The sequence below is a fragment of the Pseudoalteromonas sp. Z9A5 genome (genome assembly GCF_011378875.1).
Taxonomy (GTDB): Bacteria; Pseudomonadota; Gammaproteobacteria; order Enterobacterales; family Alteromonadaceae; genus Pseudoalteromonas.
Genome location: NZ_WTLC01000058.1, coordinates 1 through 21,044, shown reverse-complemented (window position 1 = coordinate 21,044; position 21,044 = coordinate 1). Strand labels below are relative to the sequence as shown.

The following is a 21,044-nucleotide window of genomic DNA, read 5'->3' as shown; positions in this document are numbered from 1 at the left end:
CTGCTTTTGGGATAGATAGTGGTTTGGCGATTACTATCAGATCAAATTCAGAGCATGTTTTCAAGTTTTATTCCTTAAGATCCAACCTATGAATATAAGTTAACTTAGTTAGCCAATGCTAAATACAGCAGAGCAACCTGCTCTGCCTGTACTTTTTTTAGAATATCTGCGTTTTCTACATTTGGCTTATCTGCTAGTACCAACTTAACGGCATTGGCTAATGCTTCACTTTGTCCAGCGGGTACTAAATATTTACTCAGCTCGCCTGTTAATATCTCGCTTGGTCCAAATGTACAATTAGTGCTAACTACCGGAGTACCCACCGCTAAAGCCTCAATTAATACCGTTGGAAGTCCTTCAAAATCAGAACTCAACACTAAAGCTTTGGCATGCTTAATCCAGTTGTATGGGTTTTGTTGAAATCCTGGCACTACTAACTGTTTTTCTATGCCATATTGCTGTGCAAGCTTTAACGCTTTTGCAGGTTTATTACATAAAAGGACTAGCTTGTATTTTTTATCAAGCTTTGCAAATGCTGCAAACAATATATCGTGGCGTTTTTGTTTGGCGAGCCTTCCTACATGAATTAAGTAGGGCTCATTTGGGATATTGTTATTTTGCTCATTTGCTTGTTGGTTTATTTTTTCAAAATCGAACGGGTTATAAATAGTCGCAATTGCACTTGGGTTAATTAAATCCCCTTGTGTTATTTCTTTTTCAACACCCTTTGATACGCAAATAAGTGATTTACCATTTAAATTTTGCTTACTCTTTTTAAGATATAAGTATGAAAATGGACCTAACTTTTTTTGACGTGCAAGTTCTGCGTTAACGGAGTTATGAATAATAAAATGAACATTTTTGATATTACTTTTTGAGAGTAAATTATTACTTCTATCAAGATTAGAAAGTACTAAATCAATATCACCTATCTCGCTCTGTTTTTTTTCAAACCACGCTTCTAGTTTCAATACACTATTTTTACGTTGCCAAAACCGATCAACTTTTGATGCTTTATGTGCGAATAAGCTCTCAACGTTAAGTACTTTAGGTATGCTGTATTCGATAGAGTTAGCAAGAGACAAAATAGTAACATTATGCTGCTGAGCGATTTTTTCAGCTAATGTCAGCATTACTTTTTCCGCCCCGCCACCCACTAACGAGTCAATCACAATAACAATGTTCACGAATGACTTCCAAGCAACATGCTTTTTACACCTTGAGTTATTACATCAAAACTGTGTACATTTTCAAGGTGTGTGTATTTATTTATTAGATCATCATAAAAAGGTTTATTAATAATATGCTCGACCTTACTCACAATAGAGTCAATATTAAGGTCAGCTTTGAGAACAACACCTGTTTTTTCACAACTATTAAGGCGCTTATATTGATCCTTAGAAATAGCGCAAGCAACGGCAGGAGTATGCACTGCAATAGCTTGTAATAAAGTATCTCCAGCACTAAGTAATGCAACTTTAGCGTCACTCATTAACGCTAAAAACTCAGTGCTTTGTTGATTTGGTAAACAAATAAGTTCTTCTGTTTCTGGTATCGATTTATTATAATTTGAACCAAATACAACAACACCTTTTAAGCCTGTAAGCTTAGTTATTTCAAGCGCAGCTTTAAAATAAGTATCTGCGCAATTTTGTCCGTTTATAACATGGCCACCAGAGCCCGCATTCACAATAAAATAGCAACCCGCTTTTAGCTTGTACTTATTTAATAATTGCTGCCTTTGATCGGCTGTAGAAAAAGCGATAAAAGGGCCCACATTGTAAGGGCGTGCTAAAGTAAAAATATCTAATTTAGTATTTTCTATCCAACTAAGGGGCTCAATACAGTAATCAGGTTGCACAACCCAGTGGGTATCTATTAATTTAATCCGATTAAGCTTTAACCCTTTTGCACGCTTTTTAGCATGTTGAGAAATAAAAACTACTTTAGCACCTATTTTTTTTGCCGCTTTCATGTGTCCAGCTCGTCCAGCACAATCAAAAATAACTACATGCGGTTTAAACGCTTCTATTACGTCACACACGCTATCTAATTCTTTAGTAGCTGAATGATTAAGAAGTGTTGTTTCAAAGGGGCAACTGTCGGCATAAGCGGTATGCTTATTTAAAATAAAGTGTATATCTAATGGTTCTGACAATGTCGTTTTTAAACTTTGAGCTAACAACAACGATCGCATATATTCACCAATCCCTTCTGGCGATGATACTGGGATAAATAAAAGTCGTTTGTTGCTCATTACATTCTCAATTTCCTATTTGATCCCCAGTATATCAATCGCATACTTATTGCGATAGGCAGGTTACATTTTTATACTATAAATTAACGCCCTAAATTTGAAAATTTACTGCAATAACATACATAGGTTGCTAAACTTAGCCGTAATCTTAATCACAAGGATCTGAACTTTGCGAAACAGAATTTTTCTTCTATCTTCTATCTTTTGCGCGATAAGCGTATCAGCTAATGCTGAGCCATGGGTAAAACCTGATGACTACGGTCTAAGAGCCGATATTCAACAGCTAGCTGATGCGGGTATTATTTTAGCACCTGTTACAACTTATCCTTTAATGTGGAAGAGCTTTATGAGTGATGTAGATAGCACATCACTTGAGCAACTTTCGCCTAGTTTGCAAGATGCATTACTGCGTGTAAAGCATCGTTATAAATCTGAAAATAGTAGTTCGCATAATGTTCAACTTTCAGCTTTTGCCGCAACAGATCCAATTGTAGCAACAAGCTTTGGTGCTACTAATACACAAGAGTCAGAACTTTCAGCTGCATATGCTTATTTAGGTGATAATTTTGCTGCCAAAATAGCTATTAACTATAGAGATGACGGTAAAAAATGTTTAGTTGAAGGTAAAACAGCTGACGATATAATTACCGATGAGCAAGCTTTAACCGATTGTAACGACACCTCGCTTGACGACAGTTACTTAGCTTACCGCTTAGGTAATTGGATTTTTAGAGCCGGTGCTGTTGAGCAATTTTGGGGACCAGGGGTTGATAACAGCTTAATTATGTCAGGTAACGCTAAACCTTTACCTGCACTAAGTGTAACCAGAGAGCAAAGCACTGCTTTTGAAACACCGTGGTTAAGTTGGATTGGTCAATGGGGCTTTACAGCGCAAATGGCTAAACTTGAATCGACACGCGTTGTGCCTGATGCATTACTGTGGAGCACTCGTGTTAATTTTCGCCCTATTCAACAGTTAGAAGTTGCACTTAGTTGGTCTGCACAATGGGCAGGAGACGGACAACCGGGATCTGCTGGCGATTTTATTGATGTAATTACAGGACAAACTGCATGTGTTGATGGCAATGAAACCTGTGATAGTCAGTTAGAATCAAAAATTGGTAATCAATTAGCTGGACTTGATATTCGCTGGTCCGATACGCTTTTCAACCAACCTTATGCCGTATACGCTAGTACTATTGGTGAAGATGCAAGCTCACAGTTTAAGCCTGCCGATAGAGCCTACTTATTTGGTGTACAAACAACGCAGCGTATGTACAACCAAAACGTATTAGTAAATCTTGAGTACACAGATACAGGCGTTTCATGTTCAGCAGGATCTACAACTGAAAACTGTTATTACGAACATTCTGATTATAAATCAGGTTATCGCTATCACGGGCGTACTATTGGCTCAACATACGATAACGATGCGCAATCTGTCGTTTTAACATTATTAGGTCAGCTATCAAGCGGTGATGATTGGCAAGTTAAACTACGCAGTGTTGATTACAATAGCGATAATCGCGATCGTTACCCTAACAATCCAGATTTAGGAAATTCAATCACTAAAACAGGATTTAACTCTAAACAGTTAGAGCTTCGCTATAGACTAATTACAATGAGTGGACGTTTGACGTTAGGTGCTTTTGCATCAAATAATGATGACGTAGATAACGACACATCTGCATTTGCTAAATACGAATATAACTTTTAATAAGTTACTTTATTAAAATAAAAAGGGATGAAAACAGTGTTTTCATCCCTTTTTTGTATTTTTTAAGCAAACTAAATAATACCAATCTGCTTATATATGGGGTCTATTTAACGCTAAGAAAATCACGCTAGAACTAGGCAAAAATTTTTATCTAGTTGTTCTAAATAAAAAATTTTAACGACATTGTAGTGCAATTTAATTCGTTAAATTGATCAAAGATTTATGCAGGTTGGTATAAGTAATTACTGTTTAATTTTACTAATTACTTTTGATGTTGAGCACCCATCTAAAAATTCAAGCACTTCAACTTTTCCGCCATGGCGAAGTACATGCTCAGCACCTGCTATTTGCTCTACGGCGTAGTCGCCACCCTTAACTAAAATATCAGGGCTTATTTGCTCAATTAATTTAGCGGGAGTATCGTTTTCATCTAAGCTACCAAACGGAATAACCCAATCAACTGATGAAAGTGCGCTAAGCACCATTGCACGCTCATCTAGTGGGTTAATAGGACGATCTGCTCCCTTTAAGCGCGTAATAGATTCATCGTTATTTAATCCAACAACGAGTCTATCGCCTCGCGCTTTAGCTTGTGCTAAATAACGCACATGCCCAGCATGTAAAATATCAAAGCAGCCATTAGTAAATACAATTGTTTCGCCGTTTTGTTTTGCAAATTCAATATGCTGAAGTACATCATCAAATGGTGTTTGGTAATGCTCACCAGTAGTATGTAAATACTGACCAAGCTTACGACTTAACTCTTCTGGCGAGACAGTCGCTGCACCAAATTTACTAACCGCTATACCTGCCGCTAAATTAGCAATTTCGACAGCATCTTTGGGTTCCATGCCCGCACCAAGCATAACGGCTAATGTAGCTATAACCGTATCACCGGCTCCAGTCACATCACTTACTTCAAGTTCTTGTGCTGCAAAATCAAACTTTTCATCTGCATTAATTAACGACATACCTTGCTCAGAACGCGTAAGCAACATGGCTTTAATGCCATTTTTGCTAATTAAATCACGCGCACTTGCTGCTAAAGCTTCTTCTGAATCGGTTTGACCACCCGCTAACTTAAACTCATGTAAATTAGGCGTAATGTAATCAGCACCTTCATATAAATGTAAATCTGGCGATTTAGGGTCGATTAAAACCGTTTTTCCGGCGCCCTTAGCAAGGCTTACCATCTCTTTAATTAAGCTTAAAGATCCTTTGCTGTAATCAGAGAACACAATAAAATCGTATTCATCAAGTACAAGCTCTAAACGGTTTAATAAAAGCTGGCTGTGTTGCTCAGTAAACGTTTCTTCTAAATCAAGACGAACCAGTTGTTGATGACGGCTAATAACACGCATTTTTGAAATAGTCGGTAAATCACATACACTGACTAATTGTGAACTTATTTTTTCACCTTTTAGAATAGTCTCTAAAATCTGCCCGCTTTCATCTTCACCAATTAAGCCCAGTAAGCCAACTTTTGCATCTAACCGCGCTATATTTTTTGCAACGTTAGCTGCGCCGCCCGCTTTGTCTTCAAATTTACTTACTTTAACAACAGGTACTGGCGCTTCAGGCGAAATTCGACCTGTATCACCATACCAATAACGGTCTAGCATTACGTCGCCAACAACTAATATTCGTGCCGCTGATAAGTTTTTTAATAACGATAAATCCATTACTGCTGCTCCGCAACAACCATATCCATGGCTTCACATAACCAGTGACCTATAAACATGTGAGCTTCTTGAATACGTGCTGTTTCGTCATTTTTTATAATGATAGGTAACTTAGCAATATCTTTTACTTTACCGCCATCACGTCCAGTTAATGCCACTGTAAAAGCGCCTAGTTTATTTGCAGCTTCTAATGCTAAATTAATATTATTACTAGTACCTGATGTGGTTAAACCAATAACTAAATCTTCTGGCTTACATAGCGCTTGAACTTGGCGTTCAAACACCGTATCAAAGTGATAATCGTTGCTGTGTGCTGTTAAAATTGATGTATCTGTAGTCAACGCCATAGAGGCAAGCGGACCACGTTCTAATTTGTAACGCACTACAAATTCTGCGGCTAAATGCTGCGCATCGGCTGCACTACCGCCGTTACCAAACCAAACAATCTTGCCACCAGCTTGTAATGCACTGTGGCACGCTTCTAACAGTTGCATAGATTCTTGATGATAAGCTTCCATCGTTTCAAATAATGCTTGATGACGGTTTAATGTTTCAACGTAGCTAGTTGCTACTGAATCGATAATTGACATGAAAAATTCCTCTAGGAACTGAAATAGCAGGGAAAAATTAAATCCATTATTCCATAATTTTATTTAATTGTGTGCATTTTATCGGGTTATAACTGAACCCAGACCATATTTTATTGCGAGTATGTTTAGAAAACGGCTATTTCACGGTAAACTAACGCCACTTCCCTTTAAGAAAGATCAGTATGGCACGCATTTTTTACTCCTTAGCATTAATTTTTATTAGCCCACTGATTGTATTTTATCTCTATATTTTACGAGGTAAAAAAAACAAAGGTTATCGCGAACACTTTAAAGAGCGCTTTGGGTTTGTCAGTAAGTCTTTATTTACGACTAAAACTAAACCTTTAGTTTTTCATTGTGCGTCTGTTGGTGAGGTACTTGCCGCAACGCCACTTATTAAAGCGCTTCAAAAAGCGCATCCAAATTTAAATATACTTATAACCTGTAATACCCCAACAGGTAGAGAGCAAATACTTAACCAGTTTAAAAATACTGTGGCGTGTAGCTACTTACCAATCGATTTTCCGTTTGCGACAGCCAGATTTTTAAAGCGCGTAAAACCACAAGCATTATGTATTTTAGAAACCGAGCTATGGCCAAATTTAATGGCGATAAGCCACAAAAAAAACATACCAGTGCTTGTCATCAATGCAAGACTTTCTGAAAAGTCGCAGCAGGGTTATCAAAAGGTCGCTAAATTAACGTACATTATTATGCGCTCAATTACAGTACTTGCGAGCCATAACAAAACAGATGCGGAGCGTTTTATAGAGCTTGGTCTTGATAAGTCAAAAAGCCATGTAACAGGTTCGATAAAATTTGATATAACGCCAAGTGAAAAGCAATTAGCCAAGGTACAAAACCTTAAACAGCTTTATAGCAGTAATGAGCTCGATACTGACGAGCGCTTTGTATGGGTTGCAGGCTCAACACACCCTGTAGAGCATGAATTAGTATTGGCAGCTCACCAACAGCTATTAAAAAAACAACCGAATGCCTTACTTATAATTGCTCCGCGCCATCCAGAGCAATTTGATAAAGTGGCAGAGCTTTTAACACAAAGCCCACTTAGTTTTAGCCGTCGTAGCCAAAATAACTACAACAATGAACAAGTACTCCTTGCTGATACGCTTGGTGAGTTACAGTGTTTATATGGAGCTGCAAATGTGAGCTTTATTGGCGGCAGCTTAATCCACAGAGGTGGGCACAATCCATTAGAATCAGCAGCATTTTCGGTGGGCGTAATAACGGGTCCGCATACATACAATTTTGATCATGTTTACCCTGAACTTATAAAGCTTAAAGGCGCTGTAGTGGTTGATAACAACGACGAGCTTGCAAAGCAGCTTATAACGTTTAGCCAAAATACAAAAGCATGCCAAACCTTAGGTATTAAAGCTGCTCAATGCGTTGCTAAAAACCAAGGTGCTATACAAAAAACACTTAACATTATTAATCAATATTTAGAGCCAAAATCGTGACCAATATAGCCATAAGCCAAACCCGCGAATGGGTATCATCTGTTATTGTTAAATATAACTTTTGCCCGTTTGCCCGCAAAGAAGTAGAAAATAATTGTATTCATTACATCGTAAGCCCAGCAACGAGCATGGATGACGCCGTAATGGATATGCTTGAGCAATGTGTTGAACTTGACCGCGAACCAGAGCGCGAAACAACGCTTATCATGTTTGATAACGGCTTTAGTGATTTTGAAGATTATTTAGACTTGGTCGATTTAGCTAATGCGCTGTTAGTCGCGCAAGGGTTTGAAGGAAAGTATCAAATTGCTAACTTTCACCCAGATTACGTATTTGCCGATAGCGATGAAACCGATGCTGCAAACTACACAAATAGAGCGCCTTTTCCTACACTGCATTTAATTCGCGAAGCAAGTATGAGCGAAGCACTTGATAGTTATAACGAGCCTGAATCTATTCCAGAGCATAATATAAACCTAGCAAGGCGTAAGGGTATTGATTTTTGGCAGCAGTTACTCGAAGGTTGTAAAAAACCGAGCGCTTAGAGGCTCGGTTTTATTCTTGATTTTATTCTTAGCTTTAGCAAAGTGAGGCTAGCTGGGTCGCTATTTTTTAACCCAGTTACCATTCACTTCAACATAATGACCGCTTTGCGTTTTTTCAATTGTTTTGGCAGCGGCGAGTGCCTCTACTTGTGAAAGTGACAAGTTATTCTTTTTAGCCAGCTTTAAGTACTGCGCTTTACGCTTTGTATTTATGTCATCAACAACCGCTTTTGCTTCTGCATTTTGTACAACAAGCCCTAAATAACCAGAGCTATCTTCACCGACTAAACCTTGGTTTTTAGCGTCATCAAGGCTAATAGCCCACGCAGAGAACGACATACATACAGCGCTAAGTAATGTAATAATATTTAATTTTTTCTTCGTATTCATGTTATGGCTCCTTAAAATAACTCACTGTCGTCACTAAATAAACTGTCGAGTTCTTTATCTACTTTTACGCGAATTTCGTGATCAACTTTCACATTTAAATTAATTGTAATAGGCTCTTTAGCAGACACCTCAACACGGTGCGTGCAGGCACTTAGTACGCTAATAGCACCCAGCGCGAGCAGTACTTTTATCGATAACGACTGTCTCATTATTAGTTTCCTTTTTGTGAGTATTGTTGCTCAACTTTTTGTGTAATTTCGTCACTTAAACGTAGTGCGCGTAAAAGGGTAAATACGTTTTCTTCATGATTGTAGTTAAAGTTAACTTGCTGCTGCTCTGCTTTATTATAACCTTGTAAATTAACACCGAGTTTTAACCAACCATCACTTTTTAGTGCAACACTACTATTTAGCTTTTGAATATCTAGATTTGTTAATAATCCTAATACAGGTTGCAATTCTTGCTGTTGCTGCATTACTGAATCAAACGCGGCATTATTGGTGATTTTTAAATTACCTGTTCCTTGGCTGAATAAACTACCGTCAATTATTTCAATTTTTCCACTATCAAAATGGACAGGTAAAGACCCCGCCAAGCGCCCCGTTAATACAATGCCTGACTTATCGTCGAGTGTAACGAGTTTACTTGCATCAATGTTTTCAAACTTAACATTAGCAACTTGGTTTGGCTTCCCTATTGTGTAGGTATCTAACGAAAATTCGCCACCAAACACACTTCCTTTTACATCATTTATAAGCGCGGTATTACTACTCACTTGCCATTGCCCTTTAATCGCTTTAACTACGGCACCCGCTCTAAACTCATTTAAATTAAAGGTAGTTGGTTTTACATTAAGCTTACCTGAATTATATTCCCCGCTAAACACGCTATTTAAATCACTCGCAAGGTAATCGTTATACAGTGCACTTGTATGACTAATCCCCATATTGAACGATGCACTTTGTAAGTTTACATCGCCGTTAATATAGCCATTAAATTCGCCCTTAGTCAGCTGTGCAAGCGGCTCAAATTGCCTAATAAATTTATTTAACGGCAACGTACTTTGTTCAGGAATAATAACTTCAAACGGATGAGCTTGCGACGACATATGATGATTTACAACTAACTCAACATCGTTTATAAATGCGTGATGCGTGGCTTTTAGTGCACGGCTTTGTAGCCCCGTAGACTCTACTTTTATATTATTAAGTTTTATGTCAGGGCTATTAACAGCCTTTATATTCGTTTTTGCTGTTAGATCAGCAAATAACTCACCTACGCCTAAATTAGCATTTGCTGTTAATGTGTTACTTATATCTGTGACTTTAAATTCTTTATATTCTGCGCTTTTTAATTGCTGCGTTAACGCTACCTCTGCGTTTAACTGTTTATCCATTTTTGCAGTTAAATCACCTTGATATTGCACTGCACTTATATCAAACGCATCTACATTATTAAGCGTTAATTTAGCATTTATAAGCCCTATTGGTTTTGAGTCTATAAACTCACTTATATCAAAGCGACCACTAAGGCTAAGCCCATTGGCTGTTGCAGGTGCAAACTCAGGCAAGCTTTCAAGCATAACGGCGTAATCGCCTTTAATTACAGCGCCAGATAACTGAGCATTAACGTTAATATTATTTATATCGGGTGTATTTATTTGAGCTGATAAATTTGTCTGTAAGTACTCAAGTGGAGATGTAATATTTAGTGTTGTATCTGTTATTAAAAAATCAAATTGCTTATCGCCTTCACTCATCAAATTAATTACAGGTACACTGAGTTCACTACCCTCTAAACGAATTGATTGAGGGAGTTTAAGTTGCCAATTTAAAGGAACTTGTTTGCTAACAAAGCCTGCGTATTCACTCGGTGGAATTAACCCAGCACAGCTTGGTGTTAGATTAATTTTGTTATTAAGCAAATCGGTATTAAACATTAGCGCTTGGCTATTTAAATTAAAATGAGTCGCCAATTTACCCGTAGTTAATACGTTAACCTGGCACTGCTGATTTGTATGAGAAAATTCATACGTGTGAGTAAACTGGGAGCTAATATCGCCATTTAACTCAAACTTTATACCGTCAAAGCTAAATGCTTGCTGAGTATTAAAGTTAAAATCTGCTATTAATGTATTTTTAGTGTTTATAACGTGCTTTAAAAAAGTGTCATTAATTAAAAACTGACCACTTACTTTATTAACAGCCAAATTTGCACTCGCGTTTATATCACCCGTGACATTAAATTTATTTAGTTTAGGTTCTAATATACTTATTTTAAGTGGCTTATTGAGCTCGTCACTTTTTACTACAAGCTGTTTAATGCTGATTAATGGGCGATTTAAGGGAAGCGCTAAATCGAGATTTTTAGCAAGTTGATTAGCATTATCACTTTTAGGGAGTGAATTAACCGTTAGCACTGCATTTTTAATATCTATACGCTTTGTATTTGCAGTAATACCAGTGAGTTGTAACTGTTGATTTTGATAATTTACACACACTTTATCAGCATGAATATTTAAGCTAGACGTGATTGAAAAATCAAGGCAATTTAACGTAATGCCTGCTTTTTTAAGCTCAGGCGCTATAACCCACTGTAATAAAGGTAAACGAAATACATAACCAAGCAGCAAGATACTTAGCAATACAGCCCCAACAATTAAACCAACTCGTTTAAACATACTATCCTTAAATGCTTTGTGCCCTAGCTTCTAGCCATACTAATCAAAAAAGGCTGCACAATGCAGCCTTTTTTATTTTACAGTTAGATTATGAATCTAACTTGTATAAACGCAAATGTAATTAACCTACGTTTTTACGTGCGTTACGGAACATACGCATCCACGGGCTATCCTCTTTCCATTCATCAGGATGCCAAGAGTTGGCAACGCTTCTAAATACACGTTCTGGATGCGGCATCATTACAGTGGCACGACCATCAGTAGACGTGATACCTGTAATACCTTCTGGAGAACCATTAGGGTTAGCTGGGTACTGCGTTGTAGGGTTACCATAGTTATCTACAAACTTAACTGCTACAGTGCCGCTATTAAGCGCCGCTTTAGTGGCTGTATCGTTTGCAAACTCAGCATGACCTTCACCATGAGAAACTGCAATTGGCATACGTGAGCCAGCCATTCCGTTAAAGAACACAGATGGATTCTCTTGTATTTCAACTAAACTAAAGCGAGCTTCAAAACGCTCTGATTTATTAGTTACAAAACGCGGCCAGTGCTCAGTGCCAGGAATCAACTCTTTTAACGTTGATAACATTTGGCAACCGTTACATACACCTAAGCTAAAGGTATCTTCACGATGGAAAAAGTTTTGGAACTGATCGCGTGCCATGTCGTTAAACAAAATAGACTTAGCCCAACCTTCACCCGCACCTAGTACGTCACCGTAAGAGAAGCCACCACATGCCACTAAACCTTTAAACTGCTCTAGTGTTAAACGACCTTCTAAAATGTCGCTCATGTGTACATCAACGGCTGCAAAACCTGCGCGGTTAAACGCTGCTGCCATTTCTAGGTGAGAGTTAACACCTTGCTCACGTAAAATAGCCATTTGCGGTTTAGCACCGGTTGCAATGTATGGCGCTGCTATATCTTCGTTTAAATCAAAGTTTAGTTTTACATTTAAGCCTGGATCTTTTGCATCAAATTTTGCATCAAACTCTTGCTTAGCACACTCAGGGTTATCACGGCGCGCTTGCATTTGATACGTTGTTTCAGCCCAAATAGTACGAAGCTCAGTACGCGTATGATTAAGTACCGTGTTTTCGCCACGGTTAAATATAATCGTATCGTCGCTATTAAGTGTACCGATGTTGTGAGTAATTGCTGCAATACCATGTTGTTCAAACACAGCATTTACTGCATCTAAATCACTATTTTCAACTTGAATTACTGCACCTAGCTCTTCGTTATAAAGCGCTTCAATGTCCGAACCTGTTAAACCTGCTAAATCAACCGTTACACCGGTATGACCCGTAAACGCCATTTCAGCAACCGTGGTAAATAAACCACCGTCTGAACGGTCATGATAAGCAAGTAACTTACTATCAGCCACTAGCGCTTGCATTGCGTTATAAAAGCCTTTTAATAACTCAGGGCTATCAACATCAGGTGTTACATCACCCAATTGCTTATAAACTTGCGCAAGGCTTGATGCGCCCATGCGGTTTTTACCCGCACCTAAATCAACTAATATAAGCGATGTATCGCCTTTATCTGTGCGCAGTTGTGGAGTTACTGTTTTACGTACGTCGTCAACACGACCAAACGCCGTTATAACCAGTGAAAGCGGCGATGTTACTGACTTCTCTTGTGAGTCACCTTCATCTTTCCATGTCGTTTTCATCGACATAGAATCTTTACCTACTGGAATAGTTAAACCAAGCGCAGGACAAAGCTCTTCGCCAACCGCTTTAACTGCTTCATATAAGCCTGCATCTTCACCTGGGTGACCAGCTGCTGCCATCCAGTTTGCTGATAACTTAATGTTTTCAAGGCTACCAATGTTTGCACAGGCAATATTAGTTAACGACTCAGCTACCGCTAAACGAGCAGATGCACCGTAATTAAGTAATGCCGCAGGAGTACGCTCACCAAGTGACATAGCTTCGCCGTGGTAAGTATCATACGTTGCCGCAGTTACTGCACAGTTAGCAACAGGCACTTGCCAAGGACCGACCATTTGATCTCGCGCTACTAACCCCGTAACTGAACGATCGCCAATAGTTATTAAGAATGTTTTTTCAGCAATGGTTGGTAAACGCATTAAGCGCTGCGCTGCATCTGCTGCATTTATTAATGTAGTATCAAGCGCTTTACCAACAACTTGCTTTGACGTTACATCGCGGTGCATTTTAGGTGCTTTACCTAATAATACGTCCAGCGGTAAATCAACGGGGTCATTTTTAAAGTGACTGTCTGACACGGTTAAGTGAGGTTCAGCGGTTGCTTCACCAATAACAGCGTACTGGGCACGTTCGCGCTTACAAATAGCTTCAAAGCGGTCAAAGTCCTCTACGCCAACAGCGAGTACATAACGCTCTTGTGATTCATTACACCAAATTTCGTGTGGTGCCATGCCTGGCTCATCATTAGGGATGCTACGTAATTGGAACTTACCACCACGTCCGCCATCGTTAACAAGCTCAGGAAACGCATTAGATAAACCGCCAGCACCTACATCATGAATAAACGCAATTGGGTTTTTATCACCTAGCTGCCAACATTTATCGATAACTTCTTGGCAACGACGTTCCATTTCTGGGTTTTCGCGCTGTACTGAAGCAAAGTCTAAATCTTCGTTTGATTGACCAGATGCCATACTTGATGCAGCACCACCGCCTAAACCAATGTTCATTGCAGGTCCGCCTAGCGCAATTAATTTAGCGCCTACAGGAATATCACCTTTTTGAACATGATCAGAGCGAATATTACCTAAACCGCCGGCAAGCATAATAGGCTTGTGGTAACCACGTACTTCTTCGCCGTTATGGCTTGTTACTTTTTCTTCGTAAGTACGGAAGTAACCTAATAAATTAGGACGACCAAACTCATTATTAAATGCAGCGCCACCTAGTGGACCTTCTGTCATAATATCAAGCGCGTTAACAATACGACCTGGCTTACCAAAATCGCTTTCCCATGGTTGCTCGTAACCTGGAATACGCAAGTTTGATACCGTAAAGCCAACTAAACCAGCTTTTGGCTTAGAGCCACGACCTGTTGCGCCTTCATCGCGAATCTCACCGCCAGAGCCCGTAGCTGCACCAGAGAATGGCGCAATAGCTGTTGGATGGTTATGAGTTTCAACTTTCATTAATATTTCAATGTCTTCTTGATGATACGCATATTCACCTTGCGCATTTGGGAAGAAGCGACCCGCTTTTGAGCCTTTCATTACTGCCGCGTTATCTTTATACGCCGACAATACATTTTCAGGATTTAGCTCAAAGGTATTTTTAATCATTTTAAACAGCGATTTTGGCTGCTCTTTTCCATCGATTGTCCAGTCAGCATTAAATATTTTATGGCGACAATGCTCTGAGTTTGCCTGTGCAAACATAAACAATTCGATATCGTTAGGGTTACGTCCTAACTTTATAAAGTTTTCTACTAAGTAATCTATTTCGTCATCAGCAAGGGCAAAACCTTGCTCAACATTAGCTATTGCTAATGCTTCACGTCCACCACCTAAAATATCAACAGACGACATTTGGCGTGGTGCATCAGTACGAAATAATTGAGCAGCATCTTCAAATTGGTTGTGTGTTGCTTCAGTCATACGGTCGTGTAATAACGCAGTTACTTGTGCTAGTTGCTCTGCGTTTAAGTCACCTTCAACATAATAAGCAATACCACGTTCAACGCGATGAACCTGCTTTAAACCACAGTTGTGGGCAATATCGGTTGCTTTAGATGCCCAAGGCGAAATGGTACCTGGGCGAGGTGTAACAAGTACAAGTTTGCCAGCTGGGGTATGCTCAGCAATAGTTGGACCATAAGTTAATAGCTTTTCAAGCTTGGTTTGCTCGGCGCTACTTAATGGCGACGTTAAGTCGGTAAAGTGAGCATACTCGGCATATACGTTAGTGACTGGAAGTTGCGATTGTTGGCAACGCGCTAAAATTTTATTAACTCTGAACTCTGAAAGTGCTGGTGCACCACGAAGGATCAACATAGATAATTTCACCCGGGGTTAGGGATTGAACGATATTTTAGGGCAACATTATAGTCTAAGTAGCATTGAGATTTAACTCAAAATTACGCTTTTCATAAAATTAACTTTTCAGCTTTATTTATAGCCGCTTTTAGTTAATAAAATAAAAGGTAAAGTGACGTAGTGGCTAAGTTTTGCTATAACGGGGTTTAATGGGTTAAAGAGGCAAACAATGTTGAAAGAAAAGCTAATAATAATCATTACTTTAGTTATGCTGTTATGTGCATGTGATATGCAAGAACAGCCAACTCAACTCGCCCAAATAAAAGAACACAATAAAATACGTGTAGGTACGCTTGCAAGCGCTAGTAATTATTATCAAGCAGTGCAAGGCGAGCAAGGTTTTGAATATGAACTTTCGCAAGCTTTTGCCGATTATTTAGGTGTAGAGCTTGAAATAGTCCCATTTTTTAATTTATCTGATATGTTTGAACGCCTTGAAAGCGGTGATTTAGATTTAATTGCCTCAGGACTTACCTATAATAAAACCCGTGCAGAGCAATACCGTTACGGACCGACTTACAGAACAATCAGCCAAAAATTAGTTTATAAACAAGGTCGTGTTCGTCCTCGAGAATTTGACGACTTAGATGGCAACTTTACTGTTATAGCTAAAAGTAGCCACTCGCTTACTCTACAAAAAATGAAGAAAAACAATCCTGATCTTACCTGGACAGAAAGCGAAGAATTTGACGAAGAAGAACTTCTCCAAGCAGTTATTGATGGAGAAATAGATTATACACTTGCTGATACGCATACATTATCGCTGTTTCGCCGTTACCACCCAAATTTAAGTATTGGTTTTTCTGTTAGTCATAATGACCCAATTGCATGGATACTCAATAAATCTAAAGATGATTCTTTGTACGCATTATTAGTGCCATTTTTTGGTGACGTTAAGCAAAGTAACCAGCTCTATGTACTTGAAGAAAAATACTTTGGTCACGTACGCCAATTTAACTATGTAAATACCCTAGCCTATATAGAAGCAATTAAAGAAACCTTACCAACATACCAGCCATGGTTTGAACAATATGCAGGTAGCCTTGACTGGCGATTATTAGCAGCACTTAGCTATCAAGAATCTATGTGGAATCCTCGTGCTAAATCACCAACGGGTGTGCGCGGTATCATGATGCTAACCCGCAGTACAGCCAAGCAAGTGGGTGTTACTAACCGATTAGAGCCAGAGCAAAACATTCGCGGTGGTGGTAAATATTTAAGTAAACTGATTAAGCGTATTCCCGACAGAATCCCTCAACCGGATAGAACATGGCTTGCACTAGCGGCTTACAATGTAGGTTGGGGACACGTTAATGACGCACGTATAATTACCGAACAGCAAGGCGCAAGCCCTGATAAATGGGCTGATGTAAAAAAACGCTTGCCGCTACTAATTAAAAAGCGCTATTACCGTAAAACTCGCTACGGTTATTCCCGTGGCGATGTAGCTGTAAAGTATGTTGATAATATTAGAAGGTATTATGATGCACTCGTTTGGCTCGATGAAAATGATGCAATTGATCCAGAACCAAAAGCAGATCCGGTTAATGTTATCGAACCTGTTATAGACCCTGTTTTAGAGCCAATTAACGAGAAAAGCAACAAAACTGAACCTGAATCTGAATCTGAATCTGTTAAAGATTCACCTGAAAAATTAGAAGAAGTAGTAGATAAAAAAGCAGTAGAACAATCAAAAGAGCTAAAAACTAATAATCGCTAATATAAATAGATGTAATCTTGTTTGTGTACTTGATAAGAACAAAAAATAAGTAAATTAAATATCTGTTTACTTGTCATCAAATGATCACTAATGTGTGTTAATTGTATATCTGTATTTTATAGGGATATACCTGTGCCTTGCTCAATCTTACGCATTAGGAGAACACATGCTAAAACGTAGACGCACACAAAAATTAAAACGTAATGTAATTTACTCAACTGCAACACGTCGTCGTGTTATGTTGCGCAAGCTACACAAAAAAATAATCTGGCGCCGTCGCATGTTTGCTATGCAGCAAATGGAAGGTTCAGAAATCCAGCCAATCGTTAATTAAAGACTGGTAGCATCCCGAGCAGCTTTTTTAGCTGCTTTGATTTGCGCTCTTCTACGTTTAAAAAAATCCGAAATAGTATCACCGCACTGTTGTGCTAAAACACCACCACACACCTCAACTTGATGATTTAACCGAGGCTCTTGTAGTAGGTTCATTATTGAACCCGCAGATCCTGTTTTTGCATCAACGGCACCAAATACTAAACGCCTTATTCTGCTGTGAACTAATAACCCTGCACACATAGAACAAGGTTCTAATGTTACATACAGCGTGCAATCAATTAAGCGATAATTATTAAGCACTTTTCCAGCTTCTCGTACTGCAATCATCTCAGCATGTGCCGATGGGTCGTTATCCGTTATTGAGCGATTGTATCCTACTGAAATTAGCTGGTTATCTTTTACGATAATCGCCCCCACAGGAATTTCATCAAGCTGATCTGCTTGCTTTGCATACAAAAGCGCTTGTTCCATCCAGTAGGAATCATCAAATTGATCGTTCATTATCTCTGCTTAAGTAACTTTTTATGCCGTAATTATACCTAGTTAGCACTCTAAAGTGCGCCATTCATTACTTTATTGCAAAAATAAAACAATATTTACCCGTTTGTAATGGCTCACTAGTGCTGATTTACGCTATAATCTCACGCTTTTTTTATTTAGCTCACAACACGGGTAGCAAATGAAATTTCCTGGACGCCGCAGGCATAAACATTATTTTCCAGTGGAAGCCAAAGATCCACTTACCAATCAACTTAACGCAACAGAGCGATTACAACGTAGTTATATTACGGGTATCGATCAGATCGTTGTTGATATAGAGGCAAAAGTTGATCAAGCTTTCCTTGACGAATTTCAACTACGTAGAGGCATGTCGCAAGTTATTGATAGCGATATAACAAACGCCTTATACGATCGTTTAAAATTAAACGATATGGTTGATTTTGAGTTTGCCGGTGGAACCATTGGTAACACTATGCACAACTACTCTGTACTTGCAGATGATCGCTCAGTTTTATTAGGCGTAATGAGCGAAAATATAAAAATTGGTAGCTACGCTTACCGCTTTTTATGTAATACCTCAAGCCGAGTAGATTTAAACTACCTTCAACCAGTTGATGGACCTATCGGTCGTTGTTTTACATTAATTGATGAAACCGGTGAGCGTACTTTTGCAATAAGCGCTGGCTTAATGAATCACTTACGACCTGAATCTATCGATAAAGATCTTATTGTAAATTCATCAGCATTAGTGATCAGTGCCTACCTTATGCGCACTCAAGGTAGCGAAACGATGACTGAAGCCACTATGCAAGCGGTTAAGTACGCTAATGATGCAGGTGTGCCAGTTGTGCTTACACTCGGTACTAAGTTCTTAATTGAACAAGACCCTACCTGGTGGGCAAGTTTCGTCGAAAAGCATGTTGATATTCTTGCTATGAACGAAGAAGAAGGTTTAGCTATTACAGGTTTTGAAGATCCCCTTTTAGCTGCCGATAAAGCACTTGATTGGGTAGACTTGGTAATTTGTACCGCTGGCGAAAAAGGCTTATTTATGGCCGGCTATGTAGACGAAAGCTTAAAGCGTGAAACCGAATACCCGTTACTACCAGGTGCTATACCTGATTTTAACCGTTACGAATTCTCACGTGCTATGCGCAAAGATGAATGTGATGAACCTATCAGAGCATATAGTCATACTGCCCCATTTATGGGTGGACCTGATTCAATCAAAAACACCAATGGTGCAGGCGATTGCGCATTAGCCGCTGTACTACATGATTTGTCAGCGAATGTTTACCATAAGCTTAATGTAGCAAACTCAGCTAAACATCAGCAACAAGCTATTACTTACTCGTCACTATCGCAAATTAGTAAATATGCTAACCGAGCTAGCTATGAAGTATTAGTTCAGCACTCTCCGCGTTTATCTCGCGGCTTACCAGAGCGTGAAGATTGCCTAGAACAGGTTTATTGGGAACAATAATTAATAGTTGGGAGCAATTTTTGCTCCCATCGGTTAACTAAAAAATAGAAATATCGAGTTTCTTAGATAGCAGTTCTAATGCTGCTATTCCTGCAACGGAGTTACCAAACGAATTAAGTCCTGGAGAATAAACTGCGACCGTAAACTTATTTGGTAATACGGCTAAAATAGTTCCTGACACTCCCGACTTACCAGGCATACCAACTCTGTAACCAAAATCACCTGCTGCATCATATAGACCACTCGTAAATAAAAGCGAATTAAGCTGCTTATTCTGACGACTACTTAAAACACGATTGCCTGATCGATTATCAACACCTTTATTAGCTAAAAAATTATAAGCTTTAGCCAACTCAATACAATTAAGTTCAATAGAGCAAAAGTTAAAGTAAGCCCACAAAACATCATCAACTTCATTTTCAAAATTACCAAACGATTTCATTAAATGCGCCATAGCAGCATTACGATGCCTGAATTCATATTCTGAATTGGCAACTTTCTTATCAATAATAATCCCTCTATTACCAGCTAATAGCCTGAAGGTTTCGAGCATTGAATGCATTGGAGCAGATAAACGGCTGTATAATGCATCGCACGTTACAATAGCGCCGGCATTAATAAAAGGGTTACGGGGAATGCCCTTTTCAAACTCAAGCTGTGTAAGCGAATTAAATGCCGTACCTGAGGGTTCCTTACCAACTCTATGCCACAGCTCATCACCGTAACGTTGTAGTGCCATTGTAAGTGTCATTACTTTAGAGACAGATTGAATAGTAAAACGCTGCGTACAATCACCAGCACAAATTGTTTCACCATTTGTAGTATATATAGCAATTGAAAATTGCTTAGGATCAACCTCAGCCAGAGCTGGAATATAATCAGCTACTTTTCCTTGCGATAGCAAAGGTGCTACTTCTTGAGTTACCTCATTCAATACACGTTGATAATCCGCAGTAGGCAATCTAAACCTCTATATCATCATTCATAAAATTGAATTTTAGCACGCGCGAATAGTCACACCTAGTTTTGTTATTGAATTTAAAGGTGAGACTTTGCTTAATTTAAAAAAGCAAAAAAACGTCATATTACTGCAGCGAGTTTCTTTTAATTGAATTCGGATAATGTCGTAGTGCCCATAGCCGTGGAGAGCCACATAGCAAATACCACACTATTATTAATCGTGTGGTTTCTTAGTGTGCAGAGTTTTATTAATTTCAAAAAGTAAAAAACCCGTCACATTGCTGTAACGGGTTTCTCTTAATTAAATCCTGGTAATGTCGTAGTGCCCACAGCGGTGGAGAGTCACATAGCAAATGCGACACTATTATTAATCGTGTCGCCTCTTAGTGTGCAGGGTTTTACTAATTTCAAAAAGCAAAAAACCCGTTACATTGCTGTAACGGGTTTCTCTTAATTAAATCCTGGTAATGTCGTAGTGCCCACAGCGGTGGAGAGTCACATAGTAAATGCTACACTATTATTAATCGTGTCGTCTCTTAGTGTGCAGGGTTTTACTAATTTCAAAAAGCAAAAAACCCGTTACATCGCTGTAACGGGTTTCTCTTAATTAAATCCTGGTAATGTCGTAGTGCCCACAGCGGTGGAGAG

The 21,044-nt window shown here is 38.9% G+C and carries 16 protein-coding genes; 6 read left to right on the top strand and 10 right to left on the bottom strand.

All coding sequences use genetic code 11. The features are described from left to right. Positions 1–104 precede the first annotated feature (104 nt). Positions 105–1,187: a glycosyltransferase gene (locus GQR56_RS19740; RefSeq protein WP_166114773.1), complete on the bottom strand. Its 1,083-nt coding sequence runs from the start codon at positions 1,185–1,187 to the stop codon at positions 105–107. Next, positions 1,184–2,257, bottom strand: coding sequence for a glycosyltransferase family 1 protein (locus GQR56_RS19735; RefSeq protein WP_166114771.1), 1,074 nt, complete (start codon positions 2,255–2,257; stop codon positions 1,184–1,186). The genes GQR56_RS19740 and GQR56_RS19735 overlap by 4 nt, the downstream gene beginning before the upstream one ends. A gap of 169 nt (positions 2,258–2,426) precedes the next feature. Here GQR56_RS19735 and GQR56_RS19730 point away from each other — a divergent pair, with 169 nt between their 5' ends. Then, a complete protein-coding gene (locus GQR56_RS19730) occupies positions 2,427–3,974 on the top strand; it encodes a capsule assembly Wzi family protein (RefSeq protein ID WP_166114767.1) in 1,548 nt (515 codons plus the stop codon). Positions 3,975–4,216: 242 nt separating this feature from the next. On the opposite strand, the gene hldE is transcribed toward GQR56_RS19730, so the two are convergent. Both hldE and GQR56_RS19720 read right to left on the bottom strand, forming a co-directional pair. Continuing rightward, positions 4,217–5,656 carry a bifunctional D-glycero-beta-D-manno-heptose-7-phosphate kinase/D-glycero-beta-D-manno-heptose 1-phosphate adenylyltransferase HldE gene (gene hldE, locus GQR56_RS19725; protein WP_166114765.1) on the bottom strand — a complete coding sequence of 480 codons (1,440 nt, stop codon included), beginning with the start codon at positions 5,654–5,656 and terminating at the stop codon, positions 4,217–4,219. Continuing rightward, a complete protein-coding gene (locus tag GQR56_RS19720; RefSeq protein WP_002961065.1) occupies positions 5,656–6,246 on the bottom strand; it encodes an SIS domain-containing protein in 591 nt (196 codons plus the stop codon). Before GQR56_RS19720 ends, hldE begins: the two co-directional genes overlap by 1 nt. A 182-nt stretch (positions 6,247–6,428) precedes the next feature. On the opposite strand from GQR56_RS19720, the gene waaA reads away from it, so the two are divergent. Next, positions 6,429–7,727 (top strand): lipid IV(A) 3-deoxy-D-manno-octulosonic acid transferase, encoded by a 1,299-nt coding sequence (waaA, locus tag GQR56_RS19715; protein WP_166114761.1) that lies wholly within the window; start codon positions 6,429–6,431, stop codon positions 7,725–7,727. After that, positions 7,724–8,272: a DUF1415 domain-containing protein gene (locus GQR56_RS19710; RefSeq protein WP_166114757.1), complete on the top strand. Its 549-nt coding sequence runs from the start codon at positions 7,724–7,726 to the stop codon at positions 8,270–8,272. The genes waaA and GQR56_RS19710 overlap by 4 nt, the downstream gene beginning before the upstream one ends. A gap of 60 nt (positions 8,273–8,332) precedes the next feature. On the opposite strand, the gene GQR56_RS19705 is transcribed toward GQR56_RS19710, so the two are convergent. The 4 genes from GQR56_RS19705 to purL form a co-directional block, all read right to left on the bottom strand. Then, complete coding sequence (locus tag GQR56_RS19705; protein WP_166114754.1) at positions 8,333–8,662, bottom strand: YdbL family protein; 330 nt, start codon at positions 8,660–8,662, stop codon at positions 8,333–8,335. 11 nt (positions 8,663–8,673) lie between these two features. Next, positions 8,674–8,871 (bottom strand): YnbE family lipoprotein, encoded by a 198-nt coding sequence (locus GQR56_RS19700; protein WP_165729381.1) that lies wholly within the window; start codon positions 8,869–8,871, stop codon positions 8,674–8,676. 2 nt (positions 8,872–8,873) lie between these two features. Continuing rightward, on the bottom strand, positions 8,874–11,342 hold the full coding sequence (locus tag GQR56_RS19695) for a YdbH domain-containing protein (protein ID WP_166114751.1): 2,469 nt from the start codon (positions 11,340–11,342) through the stop codon (positions 8,874–8,876). Positions 11,343–11,463: 121 nt separating this feature from the next. Next, positions 11,464–15,354 carry a phosphoribosylformylglycinamidine synthase gene (gene purL, locus GQR56_RS19690; protein ID WP_166114746.1) on the bottom strand — a complete coding sequence of 1,297 codons (3,891 nt, stop codon included), beginning with the start codon at positions 15,352–15,354 and terminating at the stop codon, positions 11,464–11,466. A 211-nt stretch (positions 15,355–15,565) separates the two neighbouring features. Between purL and mltF the strand changes: the two genes are divergently transcribed. Further along, positions 15,566–17,116: a membrane-bound lytic murein transglycosylase MltF gene (gene mltF, locus GQR56_RS19685; protein ID WP_166114743.1), complete on the top strand. Its 1,551-nt coding sequence runs from the start codon at positions 15,566–15,568 to the stop codon at positions 17,114–17,116. 166 nt (positions 17,117–17,282) lie between these two features. Continuing rightward, positions 17,283–17,450 carry a hypothetical protein gene (locus GQR56_RS19680; RefSeq protein WP_166114740.1) on the top strand — a complete coding sequence of 56 codons (168 nt, stop codon included), beginning with the start codon at positions 17,283–17,285 and terminating at the stop codon, positions 17,448–17,450. Here the strand turns inward: GQR56_RS19680 and tadA are convergent. Continuing rightward, positions 17,447–17,953 carry a tRNA adenosine(34) deaminase TadA gene (tadA, locus tag GQR56_RS19675; RefSeq protein WP_166114738.1) on the bottom strand — a complete coding sequence of 169 codons (507 nt, stop codon included), beginning with the start codon at positions 17,951–17,953 and terminating at the stop codon, positions 17,447–17,449. The two genes, GQR56_RS19680 and tadA, sit on opposite strands and share 4 nt — an antisense overlap. A 178-nt stretch (positions 17,954–18,131) precedes the next feature. Between tadA and GQR56_RS19670 the strand changes: the two genes are divergently transcribed. Next, positions 18,132–19,436: an inosine/guanosine kinase gene (locus tag GQR56_RS19670; protein WP_166114735.1), complete on the top strand. Its 1,305-nt coding sequence runs from the start codon at positions 18,132–18,134 to the stop codon at positions 19,434–19,436. 37 nt (positions 19,437–19,473) lie between these two features. Here GQR56_RS19670 and glsB read toward each other — a convergent pair whose 3' ends face one another. After that, positions 19,474–20,397 carry a glutaminase B gene (glsB, locus tag GQR56_RS19665; RefSeq protein ID WP_166114732.1) on the bottom strand — a complete coding sequence of 308 codons (924 nt, stop codon included), beginning with the start codon at positions 20,395–20,397 and terminating at the stop codon, positions 19,474–19,476. Between the last annotated feature and the right edge of the window lie 647 nt (positions 20,398–21,044).